This is a genomic window from Streptomyces sp. 11x1, from assembly GCF_032598905.1.
Lineage (GTDB): Bacteria > Actinomycetota > Actinomycetes > Streptomycetales > Streptomycetaceae > Streptomyces.
Genome location: NZ_CP122458.1, coordinates 7428162 through 7450386, shown reverse-complemented (window position 1 = coordinate 7450386; position 22225 = coordinate 7428162). Strand labels below are relative to the sequence as shown.

The window sequence follows — 22225 nt, the reverse complement described above, 5'->3', positions numbered from 1 at the left end:
GTCGGTGGGGCTTCTCGCGCCCGCGCGGCGGATCCGCATATCGAAAACAGCCCCGCGCCCCCAAAAGCAAAGGACCCGCGGGCCCCCGGCGCTGGGAAGGGTTACACCACCTGGTGGAGCCAGCGGACCGGGGCGCCCTCGCCTGCGTATCTGAACGGCTCCAACTCGTCGTCCCAGGGCTTGCCCAGGAGCTTGGAGAGGTCGGCCTCCAGGTCGGTCTCGCCTCGTTGGCTTCGGAGCAGCGCCGCGCGCAGGCGGTCCTCGGGGATGAGGATGTCGCCGTGGATGCCGGTGACGGCGTGGAAGATGCCGAGGTCGGGGGTGCAGCTGTAGCGCTCGCCCTCGGCGGTGGCGCAGGGCTCGGCGGTGACCTCGAAGCGCAGCAGGTGCCAGCCGCGCAGTGCGGACGCCAGCTTGGAGGCGGTGCCTGCCTGGCCCTGCCAGGAGAACTCGGAGCGCCAGGTGCCCGGGGCGGCCGGCTGGCGGATCCAGTCGAGGTTCACGCGGGTCCCGAGGACACCGGCGACGGCCCACTCGACGTGCGGGCACAGCGCACGCGGCGCCGAGTGCACGTACAGAACTCCACGTGTCGTCACCGGGGCCTCCACAGAGCAGGGCATCTTGTCGTTCTGACGGAACGGCAGTGGCAGGGCGGCCACGTGGCGAGGCTACCGTGCGGCGGGGCAAGGAGTGTGACGTACCGTCGGAGCCGACGCCAGGACGCGGCGCTGTTTCACCCGGGGGGACGCGTGTGCGGTACGGAACAGTTGCACCTTTCTCCGCACCTTTCACCGCGGCGTTCTCGTCGGTCTCCCGTGTCGGGAACTCCCGTGCGTTGTGATGGGTGGGAACTTGCACGTGCAGGACCGACGAGGGGACCAGGGCATGCGGAAGCGACGCCACCGATCGAGGGCGGTGTGGGGCGCGGTCTCGGTCGTGGTCCTGCTGGCCGTGACCGGGTGCGACGCCACCGGTGGCGACTCCCCCGGCCCCGAGAGGACGGGCCCGCGTGCCGCCGCGTCGCCCACGCCCACACCCGCCTGGGACAGCACCCCCGAGTCGCTGGTCGCCGTGGGGGATTCCATCACCCGGGGCTTCGACGCGTGCAAGGTCCTCTCCGACTGCCCCGAGGTGTCCTGGGCGACCGGCACCGACGTCTCCGTCGACAGTCTCGCCGTACGGCTGCTGGGGCGCTCCGGCGCGCTGGAGCGAAGCTGGAACTACGCGATCACCGGGGCCCGGATGGCCGACCTGCCGAACCAGATCGCCCGGGCGGTGACCCGTGAGCCCGAGCTGGTCACGGTGATGGTCGGCGCGAACGACGCGTGCCGCGCGACCGTCGACGCCATGACGCCGGTGGCCGACTTCCGCGCGGACTTCGAGGACTCGATGGCGACGCTTCGGGACGCCCTGCCCAAGGCGCAGGTGTTCGTGGCGAGCGTGCCGGATCTGAAGCGGCTGTGGTCCGAGGGCCGTACCAGCCAGGTCGGCAAGCAGGTGTGGAAGCTGGGCATCTGCCCGTCGATGCTGGCCGACCCGGACGCCCTCACCACGGCGGCCGGGCAGCGGCGCGACGCCGTCCAGGACCGGGTGGAGGCGTACAACGACGTGCTGCGCGAGGTCTGCGCGAAGGACCGCCACTGCCGGTACGACGGGGACGCCGTCTTCGACTACCGCTTCGGGCGGGCCCAGCTCAGCCAGTGGGACTGGTTCCATCCGAGCGTGGACGGGCAGGCGCGGCTGGCGGAGATCGCGTACCGCATCGTCAGCGCCAAGGAGTCGTGACCTAGGGTCTCGCTCATGAGCGAACCATTCGGCACACTTCCCGACGGCACGGCCGTGCGTCGGTGGACGCTGGAGCGGGGCGGGACGCGGGTGCGCGTGCTGACGTACGGCGGGATCGTGCAGTCCGTCGAGATTCCCGACCGGGACGGGCGGACCGCCGACGTGGTGCTGGGGTTCGCCGGCATCGACGGGTACCTGCGCCATCAAGGGCCGTTCTTCGGGGCGCTCATCGGCCGGTACGCCAACCGGATCGCCGGCGGGCGGTTCACCCTCGACGGGCGGACGTACGAGCTGGTGCGCAACAATCCGCCGAACTCCTTGCACGGCGGTCCGCTCGGCTTCGACAAGCGGGTGTGGGAGGCGGAGGGCGTCGCGGGCGGGGCCGGGGTGCGGCTGTCGCGGGTGAGCCCGGACGGTGAGGAGGGGTTCCCCGGGCGGCTGGAGGTCTCCGCCACGTACACGCTGGCGGAGGACGGGCGCGCGCTGCGGATCGCGTACGAGGCGGTCACGGACGCGCCGACCGTGGTGAACCTGACCAATCACTCGTACTGGAACCTGGCCGGGGCGACGTCGGGGCCTGCCGGTGGGCACGAGCTGCGGATCGACGCGTCGCGGGTGACGCCGGTCGACGCGGACCTGATTCCGGCCGGCGAGCCGACGGACGTCGAGGGGACCCGGTTCGACTTCCGGGTGGCGCGGAAGGTGGGGAGCGGGTACGACCACAACTTCGTGCTCGACAAGGGGGTCACGGAGGGCGCCGAGCCCGTCGCCGAGCTGTGGGAGCCGGGGTCGGGGCGGGTGTTGGGCGTGGCGACGACCGAGCCGGGGATGCAGCTCTACACGGCGGATCGTCTGGAGGGGCCGTTCGGGCCCGGAGACGGGATCGCGCTGGAGACCCAGCACTTTCCCGACTCGCCGAACCGGCCGCGGTTCCCGAGTACGGAGTTGCGGCCGGGCGGCGTCCATCGGTCGGAGACGGTTTACGGGTTCGGGGTGCGTGCGTAGGTGGGTCGGGCGCGGGTGAGTCCCTATGCCTCGACCGTCACCGTGATGCGGCGGTCGGCGATCGAGCGGCCCGCTGCCACCTCGTACGAACCCTCCACGTACACCCACGCGTTGGTGTTCTCGTCCCAGATCTCGAAGGCGCGGCGCGGGAGTTCGATGACGGCTTCCGCCGTCTCGCCCGGGGCCGCCTCCACCGTCGCGAAGCCCGCCAGCCAGCGGGTCGGGCGGTTCTCGTCCGGGGTCGTGGGGGCCAGGTAGAGCTGGATGGTCTCCCGGCCCTCGCGGGTGCCCGAGTTGCGTACCCTCACCGTGGCCGTCGTGCCGTTGACGTCGAGGGACTCGTACGTCCAGTCGGTGTAGCCGAGGCCGTGGCCGAAGGGGTATGTGGGGGTCCTGTTCTCCTGGTCCCAGGCCCGGTATCCGATGAAGACGCCCTCGTCGTAGGTGAGTTCGCCGGACGTGGGGGTGACCTGGGTGACGGGGGCCTCGGACAGGTCGCCCCAGGTGGTGGGGAGGCGGCCGCCGGGCTCGTGGGTGCCGGTGAGGACGTCGGCGAGGGCGGCGCCGCCCTCCTGGCCGGGGAACCAGGTGAGGAGGACGGCGGCCACCTCGTCGCGCCACGGGAGCTGCACCGGGGAGCCCGCGTTGACGACCACGACCGTGGCGGGGTTGGCGGCGGCCACCGCGCGGACCAGGTCGTCCTGGCGGCCGGGCAGGCGGAGGTCCGTGCGGTCGAAGCCCTCGGACTCGACGCGCTCGGTGGTGGCGACCACGACGACGGCCGTGTCGGCGGCGCGGGCGGCACGGGCGGCCTCGGCGATCAGGTCGTCGGGGTCACGCTGGGGGTCCCGGTGGCAGAGCGAGAAGGCGAGCATCGTGCTGGGGGCGTCGGGGGCGAGCTCCACGACATGGGTGAGGGAGACCCGCACCGGGGTGCCCTCGGTCAGGCCTACCTGGGCCAGGGGGACGGGAGCGCCGAAGAACGACACGAAGGGGTCGTCGGTGTCGGTGGTCTGGACGCCGTCGAAGTGGGTGGTGCCGTCGACGGTGAGGGTGTAGGCGCCGAGGCCCTTGATGCCGAAGGTGTGCGTGCCGGTCTCGCGGGGGGTGAAGGTGCCGGTGACCTCGACGGTGTGCAGGGTGGTGTGGGTGACGCCGTCCGGGAGGTCCGAACCCGTCCACTGGATGTGGCCGTTGGGCGCGGAGCGGGTGCCGATGACCGTGCCGGAGACGTCGCGGCAGACGGCCTGGAGGGTGAACCCCTTGTCGGCGACGGCCAGTTCCTCGTTGGGGTCCGCGCCCACGGAGTACGTCAGCGCACCCTCGGGGAGGGCCGCGGTGAGGCCGTCGAGCGGGGAGACGATGCGGGAGGGGAAGACGGTGGCCGAGCCACCGCCGAGGACGCGGGCGTCGCGGGCCGCGGCGCCGCTGAGGGCGACCGTCGAACCGGGCGCGAGGGGGAGGGCCGCCTGAGCGTCCGGTCGGCCGGCCGGTGCGTCGTTGCGGACGAGGACGAAGGAGCGGCGGGCGATCTCGCGGGTGAGGGCCTCGCCGTCGACGGGGGCGGGGGGTTCGGTGACCACCGGGTCGGCGCCTTCCAGGATGCCGACGCGGGCGGCCAGACGCAGAACGCGGCGGACCGCCTCGTCGAGTGCGGCCTCCGTGACCTCGCCGGCGCGGACGGCGGCGGCCAGGGGCTCGCCGTAGACGGTCCTCGGGCCGGGCATGGCGACGTCGAGGCCGCCGGTGAGGGCGTCGGTCGTCGAGCGGGCGGCCGTCCAGTCGGAGACGTTGAAGCCGTCGAAGCCCCACTCGCCGCGCAGGACCTCGTTCACGAGGTGGCGGTGCTCGGTCATGGTGGTGCCGTTGACCTGGTTGTAGGCGGTCATGATGCCCCAGGGGTGGGCGCCCGCCACGATCGCCTCGAACGGGGCCAGGTACAGCTCGCGCAGGGCGCGTTCGGAGACCAGGTTGTCCACCGTGAAGCGGTCGGTCTCGGCGTCGTTGGCGACGAAGTGCTTGACCGTGGTGCCGACGCCGCCGGACTGCACGCCCGTCACATAGCCCGAGCCGATCTCGCCGGTGAGGTACGGGTCCTCGCTGTACGCCTCGAAGTGGCGGCCGCCCAGCGGTGAGCGGTGCAGGTTGACCGTGGGGGCGAGCAGGACGTGGACGCCCTTGCGCCGGGCCTCCTGGGCCAGCAACACCCCGGCACGGCGGGCGAGTTCGGGGTCCCAGGTGGCGGCCAGGGCGGTCGGGGAGGGCAGCGCGACGGACGGGTCCTCGGCGGTCCAGCGCATTCCCCGGACGCCGATGGGGCCGTCGGACATGACCAGCGAGGGCAGGCCGATCTCGGGCAGCGCGGGCAGGGTCCACATGTCCTGGCCGGAGAGGAGCCTCGCCTTGGCGTCCAGGTCCAGCCTGGCGAGGGCCTTCTCCACGGCCGCTTCGCGGGCCTCGTCGGCCGGGGTGGGGCGGGTGCCCGGGGTTGCCGCCATCGCGGTGCCTCCTCTTCGAGTCACGTTCTCCGTCTCCGCCATCGTGCACGCACCACCTGTAGATCGGTAGGTTTCGTTATACTGCCGTTACATTCACTACGGTCCGGCGGGCTCGGATGCCGTACGGTGACGGCATGAGCGGCACCAGGGGAACCCGGAGCGTCAGGGGTGAGGAGCGGCGCGCGGAGATCGTGCTGGCGGCGCTGGAGGTGATCGCCGAGCGCGGTTACCGGGGCGCGAGCATGGCCGCGGTCGCCGAGCGCGTCGGGCTCACCCAGCAGGGGCTGCTGCACTACTTCCCCACCAAGGAGGCGCTGCTCGTCGCCGTCCTGCGGGAGCGGGACCGGTGGGACGCCGTGCCCGACAGCCCGCTGCGCCTCGATCTGCTGGGCTCCCTGGTCGAGTACAACGCCATGCGGCCCGGGATCGTGCAGACCTTCTCCGCGCTGCTCGGCGAGAGCGTCACCGAGGGGCATCCCGCGCGCGAGTTCTTCACCGAGCGGTACGGGCGGGTGCGGGGCTCCATGGCCGAGGTGCTGCGCGCCGAGTACGGCGACCGCCTCCCGAGCGGGCTCACTCCGGAGCGCGCGGCGCCGCTGCTGGTGGCCGTGATGGACGGCCTGCAGTACCAGTGGCTGCTGGACCCGGGCACGGTGGACATGCCGGGGGCGTTCCGGGACTTCCTGGCGCTGCTGGGCGAGGACGCCGACCGAGCCGATTGAGGTGCCCGGTCCGCCGGGCGTGGCGTGCGCCCCTTCCGTCACGCGATACTTCCGCCGTCCGGAGCGACACCCCCACGGCACCGAACAGCGACGGAAGGACCCGAACTCCTGTGATCTCCCTACTGACTTACCGGCGGGCACGCGGAGCGACGACAGTGCTGGCGGCCCTGCTCGCCGGGCTGAGCGCCCCCGCCTCCGCCTCCGCCTCGCCCTCGACGCCGGCAGCGGTCTCCGCTGCCGCGGCCCCCACCGTCGAGGAGCTGCGGCTCGACCGGGCCGTGCCCCAGGAGATCCTGCGGCGGTCCGGATTCGACACCGTGGCACCGGAGTTCGCGCGGGCCCTGGACGGGGCGCGGTCGTACACGCAGGCCGAGCGGATCGTCGCACGGCAGGGCGAACGGCTGTGGACCCGCGCCGTGGACCGGGCCCAGGGGCGGGGTCCGGCGGGCGGTGATCTGAGCCGGGACGACGACCGGCCGCTGTACTGGGCGCGGCTCGGCATGACACGGGAAGTACGCGGCTGGGAGCCGTCGTTCGAGCTGAGTGACAGTCGCAGGGCGCGGCTGCTGGACACGTTGGAGAGGACTTCGCGCGGACAGGACTCCCTGCGCTTTCCGCACGGCGGCAAGGGGGTGAAGCGGGTTCTCGTCACCGGATTCGATCCCTTCACGCTGGACCGGGACGTCCGCATCTCCAACCCGTCCGGGGCGACGGCGCTCGCCCTCGACGGGACGGTGATCCGGACCGCCGAAGGGCTCGCCCGCGTCGAGACGGCCGTCTTCCCCGTCCGCTGGCAGGACTTCGCGGACGGCACCGTCGAGCGCACGCTCGGGAGCCGGTTGCCCCGCGTGGATCTCTTCGCGACCGTCAGCCAGGGCCGGGTGGGCCGTTTCGACATCGAGCGGACCAACGGGGCGTGGCGCGGCGGCTTCGGTGACAACGACAACATCGGCGTGACCGGGACCGTCCCGGTGACCGACCCCGCCACCCAGCCCCAGTGGACCTCCACGACCCTGCCGTACGCGGACATCGTCGCCGCGCAGACCGGACGCTTCCCCGTCTACGACAACACGAGCGTGACCGAGATACCGGCCGGCGGCACGGCGGCGGTCGTCCGCCCGAACGGGCCGACGCCGGGCTCGACCGCGCGGGCCGGGGGCGGCGGCGACTACCTCTCCAACGAGATCGCCTACCGGGCGACGCTCCTGCGCGACCGGCTGGGGCTCGGCTCCTCGCTGCCGGGCGGGCATGTGCACACGCCCGTCCTGCAGTTCGGAACCGGCAACACCGACCCGGCGACCGGGACGGTGACCGATCCCGACTTCGTGCGGAACCGGGTGGACATCGTGGCCCAGGTGCGGGAGATCGTGCGGGTGGCCCTGGAGGCCTCGGTGGATTCCGGGGCGGGTACCTCGGCCGACGCTTCCGTCAGTGCGACGGGGCGAACGCGAGGCTGATGCCGAGGCCGGCCAGGACGGAGCCGATGGCCTTGTTCAGGATCTTCTGGCCGCGCAGCATCACGGCACGCATCCGGTCGTGCGAGAAGAACACGGCGACGACGCCGAACCACAGCAGGTGGGCGAGGGCCATGAACAGGCCGTAGCCCGCCTGCTGGACCAGCGGTGTGCCAGGGCTGACGACCTGGGCGAACGTCGAGACGACGAAGAGGGTCGTCTTGGGGTTGAGGACGTTCGTCAGGAAGCCGGAGCGCAGGGCGGCGAGCGGGGTCACGGCCACGGTCGGCTGTGCCAGGTCCACGGTGACCTCGTCGCGGGTGCGGAAGGTGCGGACGCCGATGTAGACGAGGTAGGCCGCGCCGACCAGCTTGATCACCGTGAACAGGAAGGTGGAGGAGGCGATCAGCAGGCCCACGCCGAGCATCGTGTATGTGACGTGCACGAGGACGCCGGCCGCGACGCCGGTCGCGGAGAGCAGGCCGGTCGTACGGCCGTAGAGGTAGCTGTTGCGGATGACCATGGCGAAGTCGGCGCCGGGGGCGATGACCGCGAGGACGGTGATGACGGCGACGGCGAGGATCTCGTTCACGCGCCGACCTCCGGCTTGCGGAACGCGGGCGGGGTGGCGGGGTGGTGGGCGGTGGGGACGCGGTTGCGTTCGTCCTCGCCGGTCGTCTCCTCGCCCAGCAGGTCACGGGCCATGAGGGTGGCGCCCGCGACCGCGCCCGGCATCAGGAACACGGCGACGAACGGCACCACGAAGGCGAGGCCCAGCGGGGTGCCGAAGCCCCAGATGAGGGTCTTGCGGGAGCGCAGGAGGGTGAGACGGTCGCGGAGTTCGACGCCGCGGCGCTGGAGGGCGACGGCGGTCAGCTCCTCGGTGAGGAAGAAGCCGGTGACGAAGAAGCCGATCACCGGGACCACCGTCTGGCCGATGAACGGGACGAAGCCGAGGGCGAAGAGCAGGATCGCCCAGACCAGCGCCCGCAGGAGGACCCGGAGGCTGTCCCGGGCCGAGATCCACAGCTCCCGCCACAGCGGCAGGTCGGACTCCGGGGCGGTGCCGTCCGGTGAGACGTCCCGGTCGACCTTCTCCGAGAGGTTCTCGTAGAAGGGCTGGCCGATGAGGAGGGTCACGGCGGTGAAGGTGATGACCGCGAGGGCCAGGGCCAGGGCGAACACGACGGCCGTGAGAAAGCCGCGGAAGAGGCCCGGCCAGGGGCTGGACCAGTCGTCCGCGAAGGGCGTGGCCCAGGTGACGAAGTCGGGGCCCCAGACGGCGAGGGCCACCAGGGCGGCTATGTAGAGGACCAGGGTGATGAGGCCCGGGATCAGGCCGAAGCCGTACTGCTTCCCGTGCCTGGCCACCCAGCGTTGGCCCTGGACGAGGTACTGGAAACCCACCCCTAGATCGCGCATGGGCCGAACTTTACCGAGGAGTGGTGAGGGGGCCTTCCCTGGGAGCGTGCGTGCGGGTAGTGCGTGGCTGGTCGCGCCCGCGCGGCGGAGCCGCATATCAATACAGCCCCGCGCCCCTTACGGGGCGAAGGCGCCCTCTGTCGTGAAGGCCAGCTCCGCGAAGCGTTCTCCGATCAGGTGGTGGGTCTCCGCGTCCGGATGCAGGTCGTCCGGGAGGGGGAGCGTGGTGGCGTCCTGCTCGCCGTAGAGCGTGAGGCCGTCGAGGTAGTGGAGGTGGGGGTCCTCGGGGGTGCGGTGGGCCACGATCGCCGCGAGTTCGTCGCGGATGACGCGGAGGGTGAGCCTGCCGGGGGTGAGGTCCTCCGGGTCGCCCATGGGGCGGAAGCGGAGGCGGCCCTCGGCGAGGCCGGTGAGGTCGGGGGCGCTGGGGCCGGGGGTGTCCTCGTGGATGGGGCAGAGGATCGGGGAGACGACGAGGAGCGGGGCGGTGGGGTGGCCCTCGCGGATCGTGTCGAGGAAGCCGTGCACGGCCGGGGTGAAGGCGCGCAGCCGCATCACGTCGTGGTTGACGAGGTTGATGCCGATCTTGACGCTGATCAGGTCGGCCGGGGTGTCCCGGATGGCGCGGGCGACGAAGGGGTCGAGGAGGGCGCTGCCGCCGAAGCCGAGGTTGACGAGTTCGACTCCGGCCAGCCGGGCGGCGTGCGCGGGCCAGATGCCGATGGGGCTCGCGGCGTCGGAGCCGTGGCTGATGGAGCTGCCGTGATGCAGCCAGACCCGGCGGTCCGGGTCGGGGGCGGGCTCGACGGGGGCGTCGGTGCGCAGGGCGACGAGTTCGGTGGTCTCGTTGTGCGGGAGCCAGATCTCGACCGTCTTGAGGCCGTCGGGGAGGTCGGAGAAGGCCACCGTGCCGGGCCGGCCCGGCCGGTGTTCCGCCGTACCGGTGGTCATGTCGAGGGTCAGGGTGTTGCCGTCCGGCACACTCCCCCGGGCCGTGGGACGGCCGTCGACGACCAGGTCGTACAGGCCGTCCGGGCGCGGTGGGGCGCCCACATAGGTCCGCTTGGTGCGCAGGGCGTCGAGTTCGACGGCGGTGGCGCGGGTGCGGAAGACCAGGCGCACGCCGGAGGGCTGGGACTCGACCATGGCCAGCTGCGGGTCGGCGCACTGGGCGCGGGCCCGGGCCGGCAACCGGTGCGGCAGGACGCCGTGTTCGGTGCGTTCCAGCTCCAGGGCGCCGCGCAGGAGGTCGGCGGTGATGGGGGTGGTGATCCAGGGGGAGGTCATGGCGCAACCTGACGATCGGCGGGGGGAGGGTGGGTTCGGCGGTGGTCGGCGGCGGGGCGCCCTCAGGGCGGCCGTTGCCGGCGGCGGGCTCGCGGAGGTCAACCGGGCGGCGGTGGCGGCCAGTTGCGCAGCAGGGCGTCGAGGGCGTCCAGGACGCGTTCCCAGCTCTCCTGCGAGTCGGGGGCGCTGTGACTGAAACCGCCGGCCGCCTCCAGGCTGACGTAGCCGTGGAAGACGCTGCCGAGGAGTCGGACGGCGTGCGTCTGGTCCGGCTCGGTGAGGTCGTAGCCGCGCAGGATCGCCCTGGTCATCTGTGCGTGGCGGCCGCCGGCGCTCGCCGCGGCCACCTCGGGGTCCAGTCGGAGTTGTGCCGCCGCGTACCGGCCGGGGTGCGCGCGGGCGTAGTCGCGGTACACGTCGCCCAGGGCCGCCAGCGCGTCCTTCCCGGCCCGGCCGGCGAGTGCGGTGGCGCCCCGGTCGGCCATCTCCTCCAGGGCGAGGAGCGCGATCCGGGTCCTGAGGTCCTGGGAGTTGCGTACGTGCGAGTACAGGCTCGCGACCTTCACGTCGAAGCGGCGGGCCAACTCCGAGACGGTCACCTCGTCGAAGCCGATCTCGTCGGCCAACTCGGCGCCCGCCAGGGCGAGACGTTCCGGGCTGAGCCCCGCGCGTGCCATGCCCTGGCCCCGTCCTTCCGTTCCGTTCGGCGGTGACGATTATGCAGTTTCCTAAATGTTTTAGGCAAGTTGAGATGCTCCCTAGGTTACGACGGTTTCCTGAGTGCCTGTGTCGTCTGTGCCCTCTTGTTGCCCGGGAGTCGAACATGTAGACCACCTGTGGTCGACCGGCCCGTGGCCGGCCGTTCGTCGTCACCCGCACCGGCACGTCGTAGGAACCGCTCCAGAAGGAACCCCACTCCAGGAGGTTGCGTGCGTCCGCCGAGACCCGGCCCGAGATCCGCACTGTTCAGCGTCGCCGCCGTCACCGTCACCGCAGGATCCCTGCTCGTCGCCCCGCATCCCGCGGGCGCCGACCCCAAGCCGCCGGTCCGCGAGGGCTCGGCCCTGCCGCGGGGCGCCGCCCAGGCCCCGGCGAGCGCGACCCGGCTGGCCCTGACCCAACCCGTCGCCGACCTCGCCGACACGGCCGGTTCCAGCCGCGGTTACCCCCGTGAGCAGGTCCTCTCCCCCGACCCGGAGAACCCCGCCGACAAGTCCCTCAAGCTGGGGCTCACCCCGTACCACGCCATCGCCCCGAAGCTGAACGCCCTCCAGCGGCTCGGTGACCGGGTGAGCGTGGAGATCGCGGGCCGGTCGGCCGGCGGCCACCGGCTCTACCTCGTCACCGTGACCGCCCCCGAGACCGCGCGGCAGGCCCGCGACCAGGCGCGGATGCGTGAACTCATCGAGTCGGCGCCCCGGTCGGCCGCCAGGAGCCCGGAGATCAGGAAGACGTACAAGGCGCCCGTCTTCTTCAACAACAACATCCACGGCAACGAGTGGGAGGGCACCGACGCGTCCCTGAAGCTCATCGAGCGGCTGGCGACCGCGACCGACGCCAGGACGAAGGACCTGCTCGCCCACTCCCGGCTGTACTTCAACCTCACCGCCAACCCGGACGGCCGGATCGCGGGCACGCGCGCCAACGCGGTCGGCTTCGACATGAACCGGGACTTCGTCACCGCCTCGCAGCCCGAGGTGCGGGCGATGCGGCGGATCCAGATCGACAAGCAGCCCGTCGTCATGCTCGACGTGCACGGGTACGTCAACGGCACGCTCATCGAGCCGACCACTCCCCCGCACGGCGAGAACTACGAGTACGACCTCTTCCTGAAGAACGCCTACGCGAACGCGCTCCGCATGGAGTCCGCCGTCAACGGCCTCGGCCACACCCCCGCCAAGGACGGCGTCGACCCGGCCCAGATCCCGTTCCGCGACTCGGAGGAGGGGTGGGACGACTGGCCGCCGATCTTCACCCCGCAGTACGCGGCCTTCCACGGCGCGGTCGCCGCGCACACCGTGGAGATCCCGCTCCAGGTGAACAACGCGGCCTACGAGTCGCTGCCGGTCGAGGAACTCCGCCGCCGGTCCGCGATCAACGTCGACGTGGCGGGCGCGGCGCTGCGCGCGACCCTCGACTTCGTACGGGAGAGGCGGACTTCGCTGGTCGCCGACCAGATCGAGGTGTTCCGGCGCGGTGCGGCGGGCGCCGCCCAGGTCCCGGTCTCGGCGGAGACCGTCCCCGGCGTGCCCGGCATCGGCCCCGAGGACGTCTACACGACCGACTTCCCGCGCGCCTATGTCGTCCCCGCGGGCGGCGGGCAGCGCTCCGCCACGGCCGCCGCGCGACTCGTCGACCACCTGCTCGCCAACGACGTCCGGGTGACCCGCGCGATCCGCGCCTTCCGGCTCGACGGCCGGTCGTACACGAAGGGGTCGTACGTCGTCGACCTGCGTCAGCCCAAGCGCGGCATGGCCAATGTGCTGCTCGCCGACGGCACCGACATCAGCGGCAAGGTCTCGGCGATGTACGACATCTCCGGCTGGAGCCTGGGGCGGCTGTGGGGCGCCACCGTGGTGGCGGCGCACAGCGGTCGTCCGTCCGCCGTGCCGGACCGGCCGGTGACGTTCGCCGCCCGCGTGGGTCAGGTCGCGCCGCGGGGCGACCTGCGCCTCCGGCTCGACTCCCCGCAGGAGATCGCCGCCCTCAACTCCCTTCTCAAGGACGGTGTTTCGGTACGCCGGGCGGCCGACGGCAGCGCGCTCGTGCCGTCCTCGGCGCGGCGGAAGGCCCAGGCGCTCGCCCGGTCCCACGACGTGGTCTTCGCGGCGGCCAAGGGCGCGTCGAAGGGCACGCCCCTGCGTCCGGTCCGGGTGGCTGCCGCCGTCACGGCGGGCGAGTTGTTCGCGCTGCGCGAGATGAACTTCGACGTGGTCCCGGTGTCGACGGCCGTCCTCAACGCGGGCTTCGACTGGTCCCGGGCCGACGTGCTGTTCGTGTCGTCGGGGCTGTCGTACGGCGCTCTGAACGAGTCCGCCCGTACGGCCCTCACCGGCTTCCTCTCCACGCACGGGCTGGTCGGCCGGGGCGCGGCCGGCTCGGCGCTCGCCACGGCCACCGGGCGGCTGAAGGTCACGGCGGTCCAGGGCAACGGGGACGCCAACGGCCTGGTGCGCGTGGTGAACACGGGCGGCGCGGTGACCGGCGGGGCGCCGGACCACAGCTTCGTCTACGCGCCCGTGTGGTTCACCGGGCTGGGCGCCGGGGTGCGGGTCGAGCAGTCGTACGGCGGTGGGAACCCGCTGGTGTCCGGGCACTGGCGGCCGTCGGAGGACGGATCCGGCGGCCCGGCGGCAGCGGCGGGCCGGGCGTCCGTGGTCAGCGGACCGCACGCGGTCCTGTTCGGTACCGAACCACTGTTCCGCGCCCACCCGAAGGGGGAATTCCCGCAGGTGGGCCGGGCGTTGCTGACGGTGAGCCGGTAGCGGGTGTCACGGTGAGTCAGTAGCGGGCGTCAAGGAAACGGGAGCGTGCATGACCGAGGGAAACCGGACGGCCGCCGACCACGGCACGACAGCGGTCACGGCCGAAGTGCACGGCACGGTCGCCGACGGCTTCGAGGCGGTGCGCGAGGAGTTCGCCGCGTTCGTGTCCGGTGAACGGGGCGACTACGAGGGCCAGTTGACCGCGTACGTGCACGGGCGTCGGGTCGTCGACCTGTGGGCGGGTCCCGCGGAGGAGGCGGCGACGGGCGGCGACACACTGCACGGCGTGTTCTCCTCCACCAAGGGCGCCGCCCATCTGGTCGTCGCGCTCCTCGTCCAGGACGGGGTGCTGGAGCTGGACCGCGAAGTCGCCCACTACTGGCCGGAGTTCGCGGCCGAGGGCAAGGGGGCGGTGACCCTGCGGGAGCTGATCTCGCACCGGGCGGGGCTCGTCGGCACCGATGCCGGGTTCACCCTGGAGGAGCTGGCGGACGACCGTGTGATCGCCGAGCGCCTCGCCGGGCAGCGCCCGTACTGGCGTCCCGGGGCCGCCTTCGGCTACCACGCGCTGGTCATCGGGGCACTCACCGGCGAGGTCGTACGGCGGGCGACGGGCCGCACGCTCCAGGAGGTGTACGAGGAGCGGGTCCGTGCCCCCTACGGCCTCGATCTCTTCCTGGGGCTGCCGGCCGAGCACGAGCCCCGCTTCCGGACCGTCCTGCCGATGACGCCGACGCCCGCGCAGCAGGCCGAGCTGGACGCCGTGCCGCAGGGCCCGCACACACTGGCGTCGATCGCGTTCAACAACCAGGTGCCGGAGCCGGGTGAGCTGACGGACTTCCCCAACGCACGGATCGTGCGGGCGAGCGGGCAGTCGTCGGCGGGCGGTGTCGGCTCGGCACGGGGGCTCGCCGGGATGTACGCGGCGGCCATCAGCTCGGTGGACGGCCGCCCGCCGCTGCTGAAGCCCGACACGGTCGCCGAGATCGGCCAGGTCCACTCCTTCGGCCACGACCTCGTCGCCCGCGCCCCGAAGGCGTTCGGGCTCGGCTTCCAGGCCACCGCCGAGCTGGTCCACCCGTTCCTCGGCGCGGGCACCTTCGGCCACAGCGGGGCCGGCGGCTCCCAGGCCTTCGCCGACCCCCGCAGCGGCCTCGCCTACGGCTACACCCGCCGCCGCATGGCCTTCCCGGGCGGGGCGGCGCCGGAGAACGCGGGACTGGTACGGGCGGTGCACACGGCGGCCCTGGCGCTCTGATCCCCGCCGAACCGGCGGGGCCGCACACGACGGAGTCCGCACCCCACGTCCAGGGGTGCGGACTCCGCGCTGTGCAACGACCGTGGACGGGCGGCCGTCACGGGGCGGGGACTCAGAGCTTGACGATCATCTTGCCCGTGTTGTCGCCGCGCAGGACGCCGAGGAAGGCCTCCAGGTTGTTCTCGATGCCCTCGACGACCGTCTCGCGGTACTTGAGCTCGCCCGAGGCGACCCAGGGGCCGACCTCCTGGACGAACTGCGACTGGAGGTCGTAGTGGTCGCCGACGAGGACGCCCTCGACGCGCAGGCGGTTCTGCAGGATCTTGACCATGTTGCGCGGGCCGGGGGTCGGCTCCGTCGAGTTGTACTGGGAGATCATGCCGCAGATCACGGCCCGGCCACGCAGGTTGAGCGCGCCGATCGCGGCCTCCAGGTGCTCGCCGCCGACGTTGTCGAAGTAGACGTCGATGCCGTCGGGGGCCGCCTCCTTGAGCTGCTCCCACACGGGGCCGTTCTTGTAGTTGAAGGCGGCGTCGAAGCCGTACTCCTCCACCAGCAGCTTGACCTTCTCGTCGGAGCCGGCCGAGCCGATGACGCGGGAGGCGCCCTTGAGCCTGGCGATCTGGCCGACCTGGCTGCCGACGGCACCGGCGGCGCCGGAGACGAAGACCGCGTCGCCCTCCTTGAAGGCGCCGACCCGCAGCAGACCCGCGTAGGCGGTCAGGCCGGTCATCCCGAGGACGCCGAGGTAGGTGGAGAGCGGCGCGGCGTCCGGGTCGACCTTCACGGCCTGCTTGGCGTCGAAGGTGGCGTACTCGCGCCAGCCGCCGAAGTGCAGCACGTGGTCGCCCACGGCGATGCCGTCGGCCGCCGAGGCGACGACCTCGCCGACCGCACCGCCCTGCATGACCTTGCCCAGCTCGAACGGGGCGACGTAGGACTTCGCGTCGCTCATGCGGCCACGCATGTACGGGTCCACGGAGAGGTACGTGTTCCGTACGAGGACCTCACCCGCGCCGGGCTGCCGGATCTCCGCCTCGACCAGGGCGAAGTCCTCGTCCTTCGGCCAGCCGACGGGGCGGCTCAGCAGGTGCCATTCACGGCTGGTGGCGGGGAGGGCGGGGGTGTCGGACATGGGGGTCGGCCTTTCTGCGCTGCGAGGGGCATGCCGTGGTGCGTACATACCGTGCGGTTACTTCAGCATCTGAAACAACCATGCTCCTGAATATTTCATGTTGTCAAGTAAAGGGGTACTCTCGGAGCCATGCCCACGCAGAGGACGACCCCCCGCATCGACCCGTTGACCATGGAGGTCGTCGAACTCATCGGCGCGGTGGTGGCCCGCTACCACGAGGAGTACGAGGACGCCGCCGCCGAACACAGCCTCACCGGCGCCCAGGCCCGTCTCCTCGGCCTCCTTTCCCTGGAGCCGCTGCCCATGCGTCGCCTCGCCCAGAAACTGCGCTGCGAGCCGTCGAACGTGACCGGCATCGTGGACCGCCTGGAGACGCGGGGCCTGGTGGAGCGCCGCCCCGACCCCAATGACCGCCGGGTGAAACTGGCGGCCGCCACCGCCGAGGGCCGCCGGGTGGCAGGCAGCCTCCGGAACTCCCTGGACTTCGCCCGCGAGCCACTGGCAGGCCTGAGCTCCACCGAGCGGGAGACGCTGCGGGAGCTGTTGCGGCGGATGCTCGGGGCGTAGGTGCAGCGGTCGGGCGTCCGTCCTACGCTGAGCAGGGGGGTCTTTGCTGGAGGTCGGGATGGCCAACGGGAAAGGCCTGCACGGTGCTGACGGTGCGGACGGCACGAAAGGGCCCCGCGACGGCGTCGCCGCAGTCGTTCTCCTGTGGATCGCTTCACACGTACTCCGGCGCGGACCCGCACCGGACCGGGAAAAGCCCTCTCATCACCTCCCCCGCTCCTCCGAGGAGATGTTCCGGGGGCACAGAACGGCCTGGCGTGAGCGGGCCGTCGCCCACATCCTCTCCCTCGAACAGCAGGCGGCCCGGGAGAGGTGCCGAGTCGTCCAGGACCCGACCGAGCAGTGTCAGCGGGAGAAGACACTGGACGGGATCGCACGGCAACTCGACGAAGCGCGCCATGCCGTCTCCGCGCGGCGCCGTCTCTTCACCGGAGCCGCGCCCCTGGAGCGAACCTGGGCCAATGTGCGCGCGACCGACGTGATGCTGCTCAACCTGTGTTCGGAGCAGGAGTTGATCGGCCGCAGTGCCGATGTGCTGAGCCACGTCGAGCAGCACCTCCGCCCGAACGACCCGCTGCGGGTGAAGGTGGCCGAGGCCGTCGGACGCGTGGAGGCGGGGGAACGACTGCCGGGCGACCGTGAACTGCTCGTCTCCGCCCTGAGCGCCTCCTACGAGGCGCTGGACGGCGAGTTCAGCAGGGTGCGCAGCCTCAGCATCATCCTGCGGGTCGCCATCGGCCGGTCATCGCCGGCCAGTCACCGCCGGCCGGTCACCATCGGCCAGTCACGTCGCCCGTCGCCCACCAGTCGGTCACGTCGGCCGCCGTCGGTCGGCCGCCGTCGGTCGGCCGCCGTCGGTCGGCCGCCGTCGGTCGGCCGCCATCAGCCCGTCACCCATCAGTCGATCACCGGCCGGTCGTTCCCGTTCGTGCGGGCGCGCTCGACGTCAGGCGCACCACCACAGGAACTTCTCGCAGGTCTCCGACGGCGACGGCTCGGGGGTCGGGTCGTCGGGGGTGGGGCCGGTGGTGGGTTTCGTCGTCGGGTCGGGGGCGGCCGTGGCGGCCGGGCCGGTGGGGGACGCGGGGCGGGAGCCCCCGGTCGCGGACTGGCCCTCGCGTTCCTTCTCCTGCTCGGCCTCGTCGTTGCCCTTGTCGTCCTTCTTCTCCGACTCGGAGGCGGACGGGGAGGCCGACTTGGAGGGCGAGGCGGACGGGGAGGCGTCCTCGCCGGAGCCGTCGGCCGTGTCGTCCCGCTCGGCCGACCCGCCGTCGGGAGAGGCCGAGGAACCGCCCGCGGACTCGTCGTCGGCCGCGCTGGTCGCCTTACCGGAGCCGGGGGCCTCGATACCCAGCTCCGCCAGGCTCAGCGCCCCGACGGCCAGCAGCAGCCCGGAGCCGATCAGCAGGACGCGCTTGCGGCGGCGCCGGTGGGCGGCGGCCTTGCGGTCGCGGCGGTTGGAGCGGGTCCCCGACGCGCGCTCCCGGCCGGCCCGGCGGCGCGAGGTGCGGGGGCCGGGCTCGCCCTCGGGCACCGGGGAGGTCTCCTCGGCCTCCTCGGCGTGTGCGTCGGCGTCGTCCGCGTACGCGGGTAGCTCTTCGACGGGGGTGCCGCAGCCCGGGCAGGCGAGGGCGCCGTTGAGGTGCCGTCGGCACGGGTGGCAGTAGTCCATGACGCGGGAAGACTAGATTCCGCACTGGGGCCGTTCCTAGAGGCTCCTGTGAAGGTTGTGTGCGGAACTGGCCTTTCCGGTTTGCCCAGTTGAGGTCAAGCCCGACTATTCGCCCCGATGTCGGCGCACGCCGAGCGGTCCGCCGCACGCCGGGTGCGACGGACCAGGGGAGCCGAGGGACGGGAACTGCTCGGTTCAGGTCTGTTTCCGGGCCGTCATGGCCCGCTGGATCAGGATGAACGCGCAGAGCAGCACACCGGTGGCGATCTTCGTCCACCAGGAACTGAGGGTGCCCTCGAACTGGATGATGCTCTTGATCAGGCCCAGCACCAGGACGCCGAAGAGGGTGCCGATGACATAGCCGGAGCCGCCGGTCAGCAGGGTGCCGCCGATGACCACCGCGGCGATGGCGTCGAGTTCCATGCCGACGGCGTGCAGCGGGTCACCGGACTGGATGTACAGCATGAACAGCAGGCCGGCCAGGGCCGAGCAGAAGCCGCTCACCGTGTAGACGGCGATCTTGGTGCCGCCGAGCGGGAGCCCCATCAGCAGCGCCGACTGCTCGTTGCCGCCGATGGCGTACACCCGGCGTCCGAAGCGGGTGTAGTGCAGGACGTAGAAGGCGGCGCCGAGGACGGCCAGGGCCACGAGGGCGCCGATCGACAGGTCCCCGAGTCCCAGCGGCACCCGGGTCTGGGCCAGGCTGCTCACCGTGGAGTCGCTGATGGAGATGGACTCCTTGCTGATGACCAGGCACAGGCCCCGGAAGAGGAAGAGCCCGGCGAGAGTCACGATGAACGGCTGGATCTCGAAGTTGTGGATCACATAGCCCATGAGGAAGCCGCCGAACGCGCCCACGCCGAGGGCGAGCGGGACGACCACGATCAGGGGCAGGCCCTGACGCTCCACCAGCCAGGCGGTGAACATGGTGGTGAAGCCGATCAGCGAGCCCACGGACAGGTCGATGCCGCCGGACATGATGACGAAGGTGGCGCCGACGGCGGCGACCAGCAGGTAGCCGTTGTCGATGAACAGGTTGAGGAACACCTGCGGTTCGGCGAACCCGTAGTTCTGGTACCGGCTCAGGCCGGTGATGTACATCGCGAGGAACAGGGCGGCCGTGACCAGGACCGGCAGCCGCCGGTCACCGAGCAGGCGGGTGATCGCGGACGTCTGGGACGCCGTCCCGCCCTCCGGGGCCGTACGCGTCTTGGTGGTCGCGCTCATCGCGACACCTCCATCTTCGGGGCGGCGTCGGCCGGGGTGGCGGGCTCCGCCGGGGCGGTGGGCTTCCCGCGCCCCTTGGCGCCGAAGACCTTGGCCCGGAACTTCGGGGACTGCAGCAGGCAGACGACGATGACGACGGCGGCCTTGAAGACCAGGTTGGTCTGGGTCGGCACGCCGATGGTGTAGATCGTGGTGGTCAGGGTCTGGATGACCAGGGCGCCGATCACGGTGCCGCCGATCGAGAACCGGCCGCCGAGCAGCGAGGTGCCGCCGATGACCACCGCGAGGATCGCGTCCAGCTCGATCCACAGGCCGGCGTTGTTGCCGTCCGCGGCCGAGGTGTTGGAACTGATCATCAGGCCCGCGATGCCCGCGCACAGGGCGCAGAACATATAGACCATGATCTTGATGCGCCGGGACCGGATGCCCACCAGGCGGCTGGCCTCGGCGTTGCCGCCGACCGACTCGACGAGCAGACCGAGCGCGGTCTTGCGGGTCAGCGCCACCGTGACGGCGACGACCGCGGCCACCACGAAGATGGAGAAGGGCAGCGTCAGCCAGTAGCCGCCGCCGATCAGCTTGTACGGCTCGCTGTTGATGGTGATGATCTTGCCATCGGTGATCAGCTGGGCGACACCGCGTCCGGCGACCATGATGATGAGGGTCGCGATGATCGGCTGGATGCCCATCCGGGCGACCAGGAAGCCGTTCCACAGACCGCACAGGACCGCGGCCACCAGGCCGATGCCCATGGCGAGGAAGACCCCGGCCAGCGCGTTCTGGTCGGCCTGGTCACTGATGTACGAGCAGGTCAGGGCGCCGGTGATGGCGACGACCGCGCCGACGGAGAGGTCGATGCCGCCGGTGGCGATGACCAGGGTCATGCCGACCGCGACCAGGATCAGCGGCGAGCCGAACAGCACGATCGAGACGAGGCTGCCGTAGAGGTGGCCGTCCGTCATCCTGATCGCGAAGAAGTCGGGGGTGAAGGGGACGTTGACGAGGAGCAGGGCCACCAGGACCGCCACCGGCCAGAACAGATGGTGGTGTGTCAGCGCCCGCCAGCGGGAGGTGGTGGCTGCGGATGGGGTGCTCACTGGTGTTCTCCGCTCGCGATGGTCTCCAGGATCTTGCTGGTGGTGATCTCCGGCCCGTTGGTGAGCCGGGCCACCAGCTTGCGGTCGCGCAGGACGCCGATGGTGTGGCTGAGGCGCAGGACCTCCTCCAGCTCGGCCGCGATGTAGAGGACGGACATGCCGTCCTCGGAGAGGGAGACGACCAGCTTCTGGATCTCCGCCTTCGCGCCGATGTCGATGCCGCGCGTGGGCTCGTCCAGGATGAGCAGCTTCGGCTGGGTGATCAGCCAGCGGGCGAGCAGCACCTTCTGCTGGTTGCCGCCGCTGAGCTGGCCGACCCGGGCCTCCGGGTTGGCGGGGCGGATGTCCAGCGCCTTGATGTACTTGGCGACCAGTTCGTCGCGCTGTCCGGCCGGGATGGGCCGGGTCCAGCCGCGGGACGCCTGGAGGGCCAGGATGATGTTCTCCCGGACCGTCAGATCGGGGACCAGTCCCTCGGTCTTGCGGTTCTCCGAGCAGAACGCGACCCCGGCGCCGATGGCGTCGTTCGGGGCGCTCATCGAGACCTGCCGGCCGTCCACGGTGACCTTGCCGCTGTCGGGCTGGTCGGCGCCGAAGAGCAGCCGGGCGAGTTCGGTGCGGCCCGAGCCGAGCAGACCGGCGAGGCCGACGACCTCGCCCTTCTTGATCTCCAGGTCGAAGGGGGCGATGCCGCCGGTCCGGCCGAGGCCCTCGGCATCGACGAGGGTCTCGCCGACATCGGAGCGCAGCTGGTGCTCGTGGAGCTCCTCCAGCTGGTCCAGGGCCTTGCCGATCATCAGCTCGATCAGCCCGACCTGGTCAAGGTCGGCCACCATGTGCTCGCCGACCAGGGTGCCGTTGCGCAGCACCGTCATCCGGTCGCAGATCTCGTAGATCTGGTCCAGGAAGTGCGAGACGAAGAGGATGGCGACGCCCTCGTCCCGCAGCCGTCGCATCAGACGGAACAGTTCGAGGACCTCGTCGCGGTCGAGGCTGGAGGTGGGCTCGTCCAGGACCAGCACCTTGGTGCCGGAGCCCTCGCCGTCGCTGTCGCCGTGGCCCACCGACCGTACGATCGCGACCAGTTGCTGCACGGCCAGCGGGTACGAGGACAGCGGGGCCGTCACGTCGATGTCGAGGCCGAGGCGGTCGACCATGTCCGCGGCGTCCTTGCGCAGCTGCTTCCACTGGATGCGGCCCGCGCGGGTGGGTTCACGTCCGATGAAGATGTTCTCCGCCACCGAGAGGTTGGGGCAGAGGTTGACCTCCTGGTAGACCGTGCTGATGCCGGCCTGCTGGGCCTCCAGCGGGCTGCCGATCCGCACGGACTCGCCGTCGAGGGTGATGGTGCCGCCGTCCAGGGAGTGGACCCCCGTCAGCACCTTGATGAGGGTGGACTTCCCGGCACCGTTCTCGCCCATCAGGGCGTGGATCTCGCCGGGGAAGAGCCGGAAGTCGACGCCCGACAGAGCCCGTACCCCCGGAAACTCCTTGACTATGCCCGTCATCTCCAGGACGGGCCGCGGCTCTGCCATGAGCAGCGCTCCTCTTGACATGGGTTCAGGCCCGCGGGGAGCCTCCGGGACCGGGGCGAACCCGGGTCCCCTGGAG

The 22225-nt window shown here is 71.8% G+C and carries 18 protein-coding genes; 7 read left to right on the top strand and 11 right to left on the bottom strand.

Translation table 11 applies throughout. The features are described 5' to 3' along the window. Positions 1–101: 101 nt before the first annotated feature. On the bottom strand, positions 102–596 hold the full coding sequence (locus tag P8T65_RS32700; protein ID WP_152168417.1) for a DUF3145 domain-containing protein: 495 nt from the start codon (positions 594–596) through the stop codon (positions 102–104). A 289-nt stretch (positions 597–885) separates the two neighbouring features. Between P8T65_RS32700 and P8T65_RS32695 the strand changes: the two genes are divergently transcribed. Together P8T65_RS32695 and P8T65_RS32690 are read left to right on the top strand one after the other, a co-directional pair. Beyond that, positions 886–1785, top strand: a complete 900-nt coding sequence (locus P8T65_RS32695; RefSeq protein ID WP_316728788.1) for an SGNH/GDSL hydrolase family protein — start codon at positions 886–888, stop codon at positions 1783–1785. Between the two features lie 15 nt (positions 1786–1800). After that, positions 1801–2790: an aldose epimerase family protein gene (locus tag P8T65_RS32690; RefSeq protein ID WP_316728787.1), complete on the top strand. Its 990-nt coding sequence runs from the start codon at positions 1801–1803 to the stop codon at positions 2788–2790. A gap of 23 nt (positions 2791–2813) precedes the next feature. Here P8T65_RS32690 and P8T65_RS32685 read toward each other — a convergent pair whose 3' ends face one another. Beyond that, the gene (locus P8T65_RS32685; protein ID WP_316728786.1) at positions 2814–5288 is read right to left on the bottom strand and encodes a glycoside hydrolase family 3 C-terminal domain-containing protein; all 2475 of its coding nucleotides are present in this window, start codon (positions 5286–5288) and stop codon (positions 2814–2816) included. Positions 5289–5404: 116 nt separating this feature from the next. Here P8T65_RS32685 and P8T65_RS32680 point away from each other — a divergent pair, with 116 nt between their 5' ends. Together P8T65_RS32680 and P8T65_RS32675 are read left to right on the top strand one after the other, a co-directional pair. Next, positions 5405–6010: a TetR/AcrR family transcriptional regulator gene (locus P8T65_RS32680; RefSeq protein ID WP_316728785.1), complete on the top strand. Its 606-nt coding sequence runs from the start codon at positions 5405–5407 to the stop codon at positions 6008–6010. Between the two features lie 110 nt (positions 6011–6120). Further along, positions 6121–7467: a pyroglutamyl peptidase gene (locus tag P8T65_RS32675; RefSeq protein ID WP_316728784.1), complete on the top strand. Its 1347-nt coding sequence runs from the start codon at positions 6121–6123 to the stop codon at positions 7465–7467. On the opposite strand, the gene P8T65_RS32670 is transcribed toward P8T65_RS32675, so the two are convergent. The 4 genes from P8T65_RS32670 to P8T65_RS32655 all read right to left on the bottom strand — a co-directional run bounded on the left by P8T65_RS32670 (position 7439) and on the right by P8T65_RS32655 (position 10850). Then, a complete protein-coding gene (locus tag P8T65_RS32670) occupies positions 7439–8056 on the bottom strand; it encodes a LysE family transporter (protein ID WP_316728783.1) in 618 nt (205 codons plus the stop codon). The genes P8T65_RS32675 and P8T65_RS32670 overlap by 29 nt on opposite strands. Beyond that, the gene (locus P8T65_RS32665; RefSeq protein WP_316728782.1) at positions 8053–8886 is read right to left on the bottom strand and encodes an EI24 domain-containing protein; all 834 of its coding nucleotides are present in this window, start codon (positions 8884–8886) and stop codon (positions 8053–8055) included. Before P8T65_RS32665 ends, P8T65_RS32670 begins: the two co-directional genes overlap by 4 nt. Before the next feature lie 117 nt (positions 8887–9003). Continuing rightward, positions 9004–10173 (bottom strand): GDSL-type esterase/lipase family protein, encoded by a 1170-nt coding sequence (locus P8T65_RS32660; RefSeq protein ID WP_316728781.1) that lies wholly within the window; start codon positions 10171–10173, stop codon positions 9004–9006. 98 nt (positions 10174–10271) lie between these two features. Continuing rightward, positions 10272–10850 (bottom strand): WHG domain-containing protein, encoded by a 579-nt coding sequence (locus P8T65_RS32655; RefSeq protein ID WP_316728780.1) that lies wholly within the window; start codon positions 10848–10850, stop codon positions 10272–10274. 252 nt (positions 10851–11102) lie between these two features. On the opposite strand from P8T65_RS32655, the gene P8T65_RS32650 reads away from it, so the two are divergent. Both P8T65_RS32650 and P8T65_RS32645 read left to right on the top strand, forming a co-directional pair. After that, positions 11103–13658 (top strand): M14 family zinc carboxypeptidase, encoded by a 2556-nt coding sequence (locus P8T65_RS32650; RefSeq protein WP_316728779.1) that lies wholly within the window; start codon positions 11103–11105, stop codon positions 13656–13658. A gap of 49 nt (positions 13659–13707) precedes the next feature. After that, positions 13708–14916, top strand: a complete 1209-nt coding sequence (locus tag P8T65_RS32645; RefSeq protein WP_316728778.1) for a serine hydrolase domain-containing protein — start codon at positions 13708–13710, stop codon at positions 14914–14916. 112 nt (positions 14917–15028) lie between these two features. Here P8T65_RS32645 and P8T65_RS32640 read toward each other — a convergent pair whose 3' ends face one another. Beyond that, positions 15029–16051: an NADP-dependent oxidoreductase gene (locus P8T65_RS32640; RefSeq protein ID WP_316728777.1), complete on the bottom strand. Its 1023-nt coding sequence runs from the start codon at positions 16049–16051 to the stop codon at positions 15029–15031. A gap of 129 nt (positions 16052–16180) precedes the next feature. On the opposite strand from P8T65_RS32640, the gene P8T65_RS32635 reads away from it, so the two are divergent. Beyond that, a complete protein-coding gene (locus P8T65_RS32635; RefSeq protein ID WP_316728776.1) occupies positions 16181–16618 on the top strand; it encodes a MarR family transcriptional regulator in 438 nt (145 codons plus the stop codon). A gap of 946 nt (positions 16619–17564) precedes the next feature. On the opposite strand, the gene P8T65_RS32630 is transcribed toward P8T65_RS32635, so the two are convergent. The 4 genes from P8T65_RS32630 to P8T65_RS32615 all read right to left on the bottom strand — a co-directional run bounded on the left by P8T65_RS32630 (position 17565) and on the right by P8T65_RS32615 (position 22149). Continuing rightward, complete coding sequence (locus tag P8T65_RS32630; protein WP_316728775.1) at positions 17565–18290, bottom strand: hypothetical protein; 726 nt, start codon at positions 18288–18290, stop codon at positions 17565–17567. A 195-nt stretch (positions 18291–18485) separates the two neighbouring features. Continuing rightward, positions 18486–19517, bottom strand: coding sequence for a galactofuranose ABC transporter, permease protein YjfF (gene yjfF, locus P8T65_RS32625; RefSeq protein WP_184894610.1), 1032 nt, complete (start codon positions 19515–19517; stop codon positions 18486–18488). Then, entirely contained in the window at positions 19514–20614 is a 1101-nt protein-coding gene (locus P8T65_RS32620) for an ABC transporter permease (protein ID WP_316728774.1), read from the bottom strand. Before P8T65_RS32620 ends, yjfF begins: the two co-directional genes overlap by 4 nt. Next, on the bottom strand, positions 20611–22149 hold the full coding sequence (locus P8T65_RS32615) for a sugar ABC transporter ATP-binding protein (RefSeq protein WP_316728773.1): 1539 nt from the start codon (positions 22147–22149) through the stop codon (positions 20611–20613). Before P8T65_RS32615 ends, P8T65_RS32620 begins: the two co-directional genes overlap by 4 nt. Positions 22150–22225: the final 76 nt, after the last annotated feature.

What these genes read in the sequence shown, in the direction of transcription:
- P8T65_RS32640 (WP_316728777.1), bottom strand. Translation starts at nt 16,051, where the DNA reads ATGTCCGACACCCCCGCCCTCCCCGCCACCAGCCGTGAATGGCACCTG.
- P8T65_RS32615 (WP_316728773.1), bottom strand. Translation starts at nt 22,149, where the DNA reads ATGGCAGAGCCGCGGCCCGTCCTGGAGATGACGGGCATAGTCAAGGAG.
- P8T65_RS32655 (WP_316728780.1), bottom strand. Translation starts at nt 10,850, where the DNA reads ATGGCACGCGCGGGGCTCAGCCCGGAACGTCTCGCCCTGGCGGGCGCC.
- P8T65_RS32630 (WP_316728775.1), bottom strand. Translation starts at nt 18,290, where the DNA reads ATGGACTACTGCCACCCGTGCCGACGGCACCTCAACGGCGCCCTCGCC.
- P8T65_RS32695 (WP_316728788.1), top strand. Translation starts at nt 886, where the DNA reads ATGCGGAAGCGACGCCACCGATCGAGGGCGGTGTGGGGCGCGGTCTCG.
- P8T65_RS32635 (WP_316728776.1), top strand. Translation starts at nt 16,181, where the DNA reads ATGCCCACGCAGAGGACGACCCCCCGCATCGACCCGTTGACCATGGAG.
- P8T65_RS32645 (WP_316728778.1), top strand. Translation starts at nt 13,708, where the DNA reads ATGACCGAGGGAAACCGGACGGCCGCCGACCACGGCACGACAGCGGTC.
- P8T65_RS32665 (WP_316728782.1), bottom strand. Translation starts at nt 8,886, where the DNA reads ATGCGCGATCTAGGGGTGGGTTTCCAGTACCTCGTCCAGGGCCAACGC.
- P8T65_RS32685 (WP_316728786.1), bottom strand. Translation starts at nt 5,288, where the DNA reads ATGGCGGCAACCCCGGGCACCCGCCCCACCCCGGCCGACGAGGCCCGC.
- yjfF (WP_184894610.1), bottom strand. Translation starts at nt 19,517, where the DNA reads ATGAGCGCGACCACCAAGACGCGTACGGCCCCGGAGGGCGGGACGGCG.
- P8T65_RS32680 (WP_316728785.1), top strand. Translation starts at nt 5,405, where the DNA reads ATGCCGTACGGTGACGGCATGAGCGGCACCAGGGGAACCCGGAGCGTC.
- P8T65_RS32690 (WP_316728787.1), top strand. Translation starts at nt 1,801, where the DNA reads ATGAGCGAACCATTCGGCACACTTCCCGACGGCACGGCCGTGCGTCGG.
- P8T65_RS32660 (WP_316728781.1), bottom strand. Translation starts at nt 10,173, where the DNA reads ATGACCTCCCCCTGGATCACCACCCCCATCACCGCCGACCTCCTGCGC.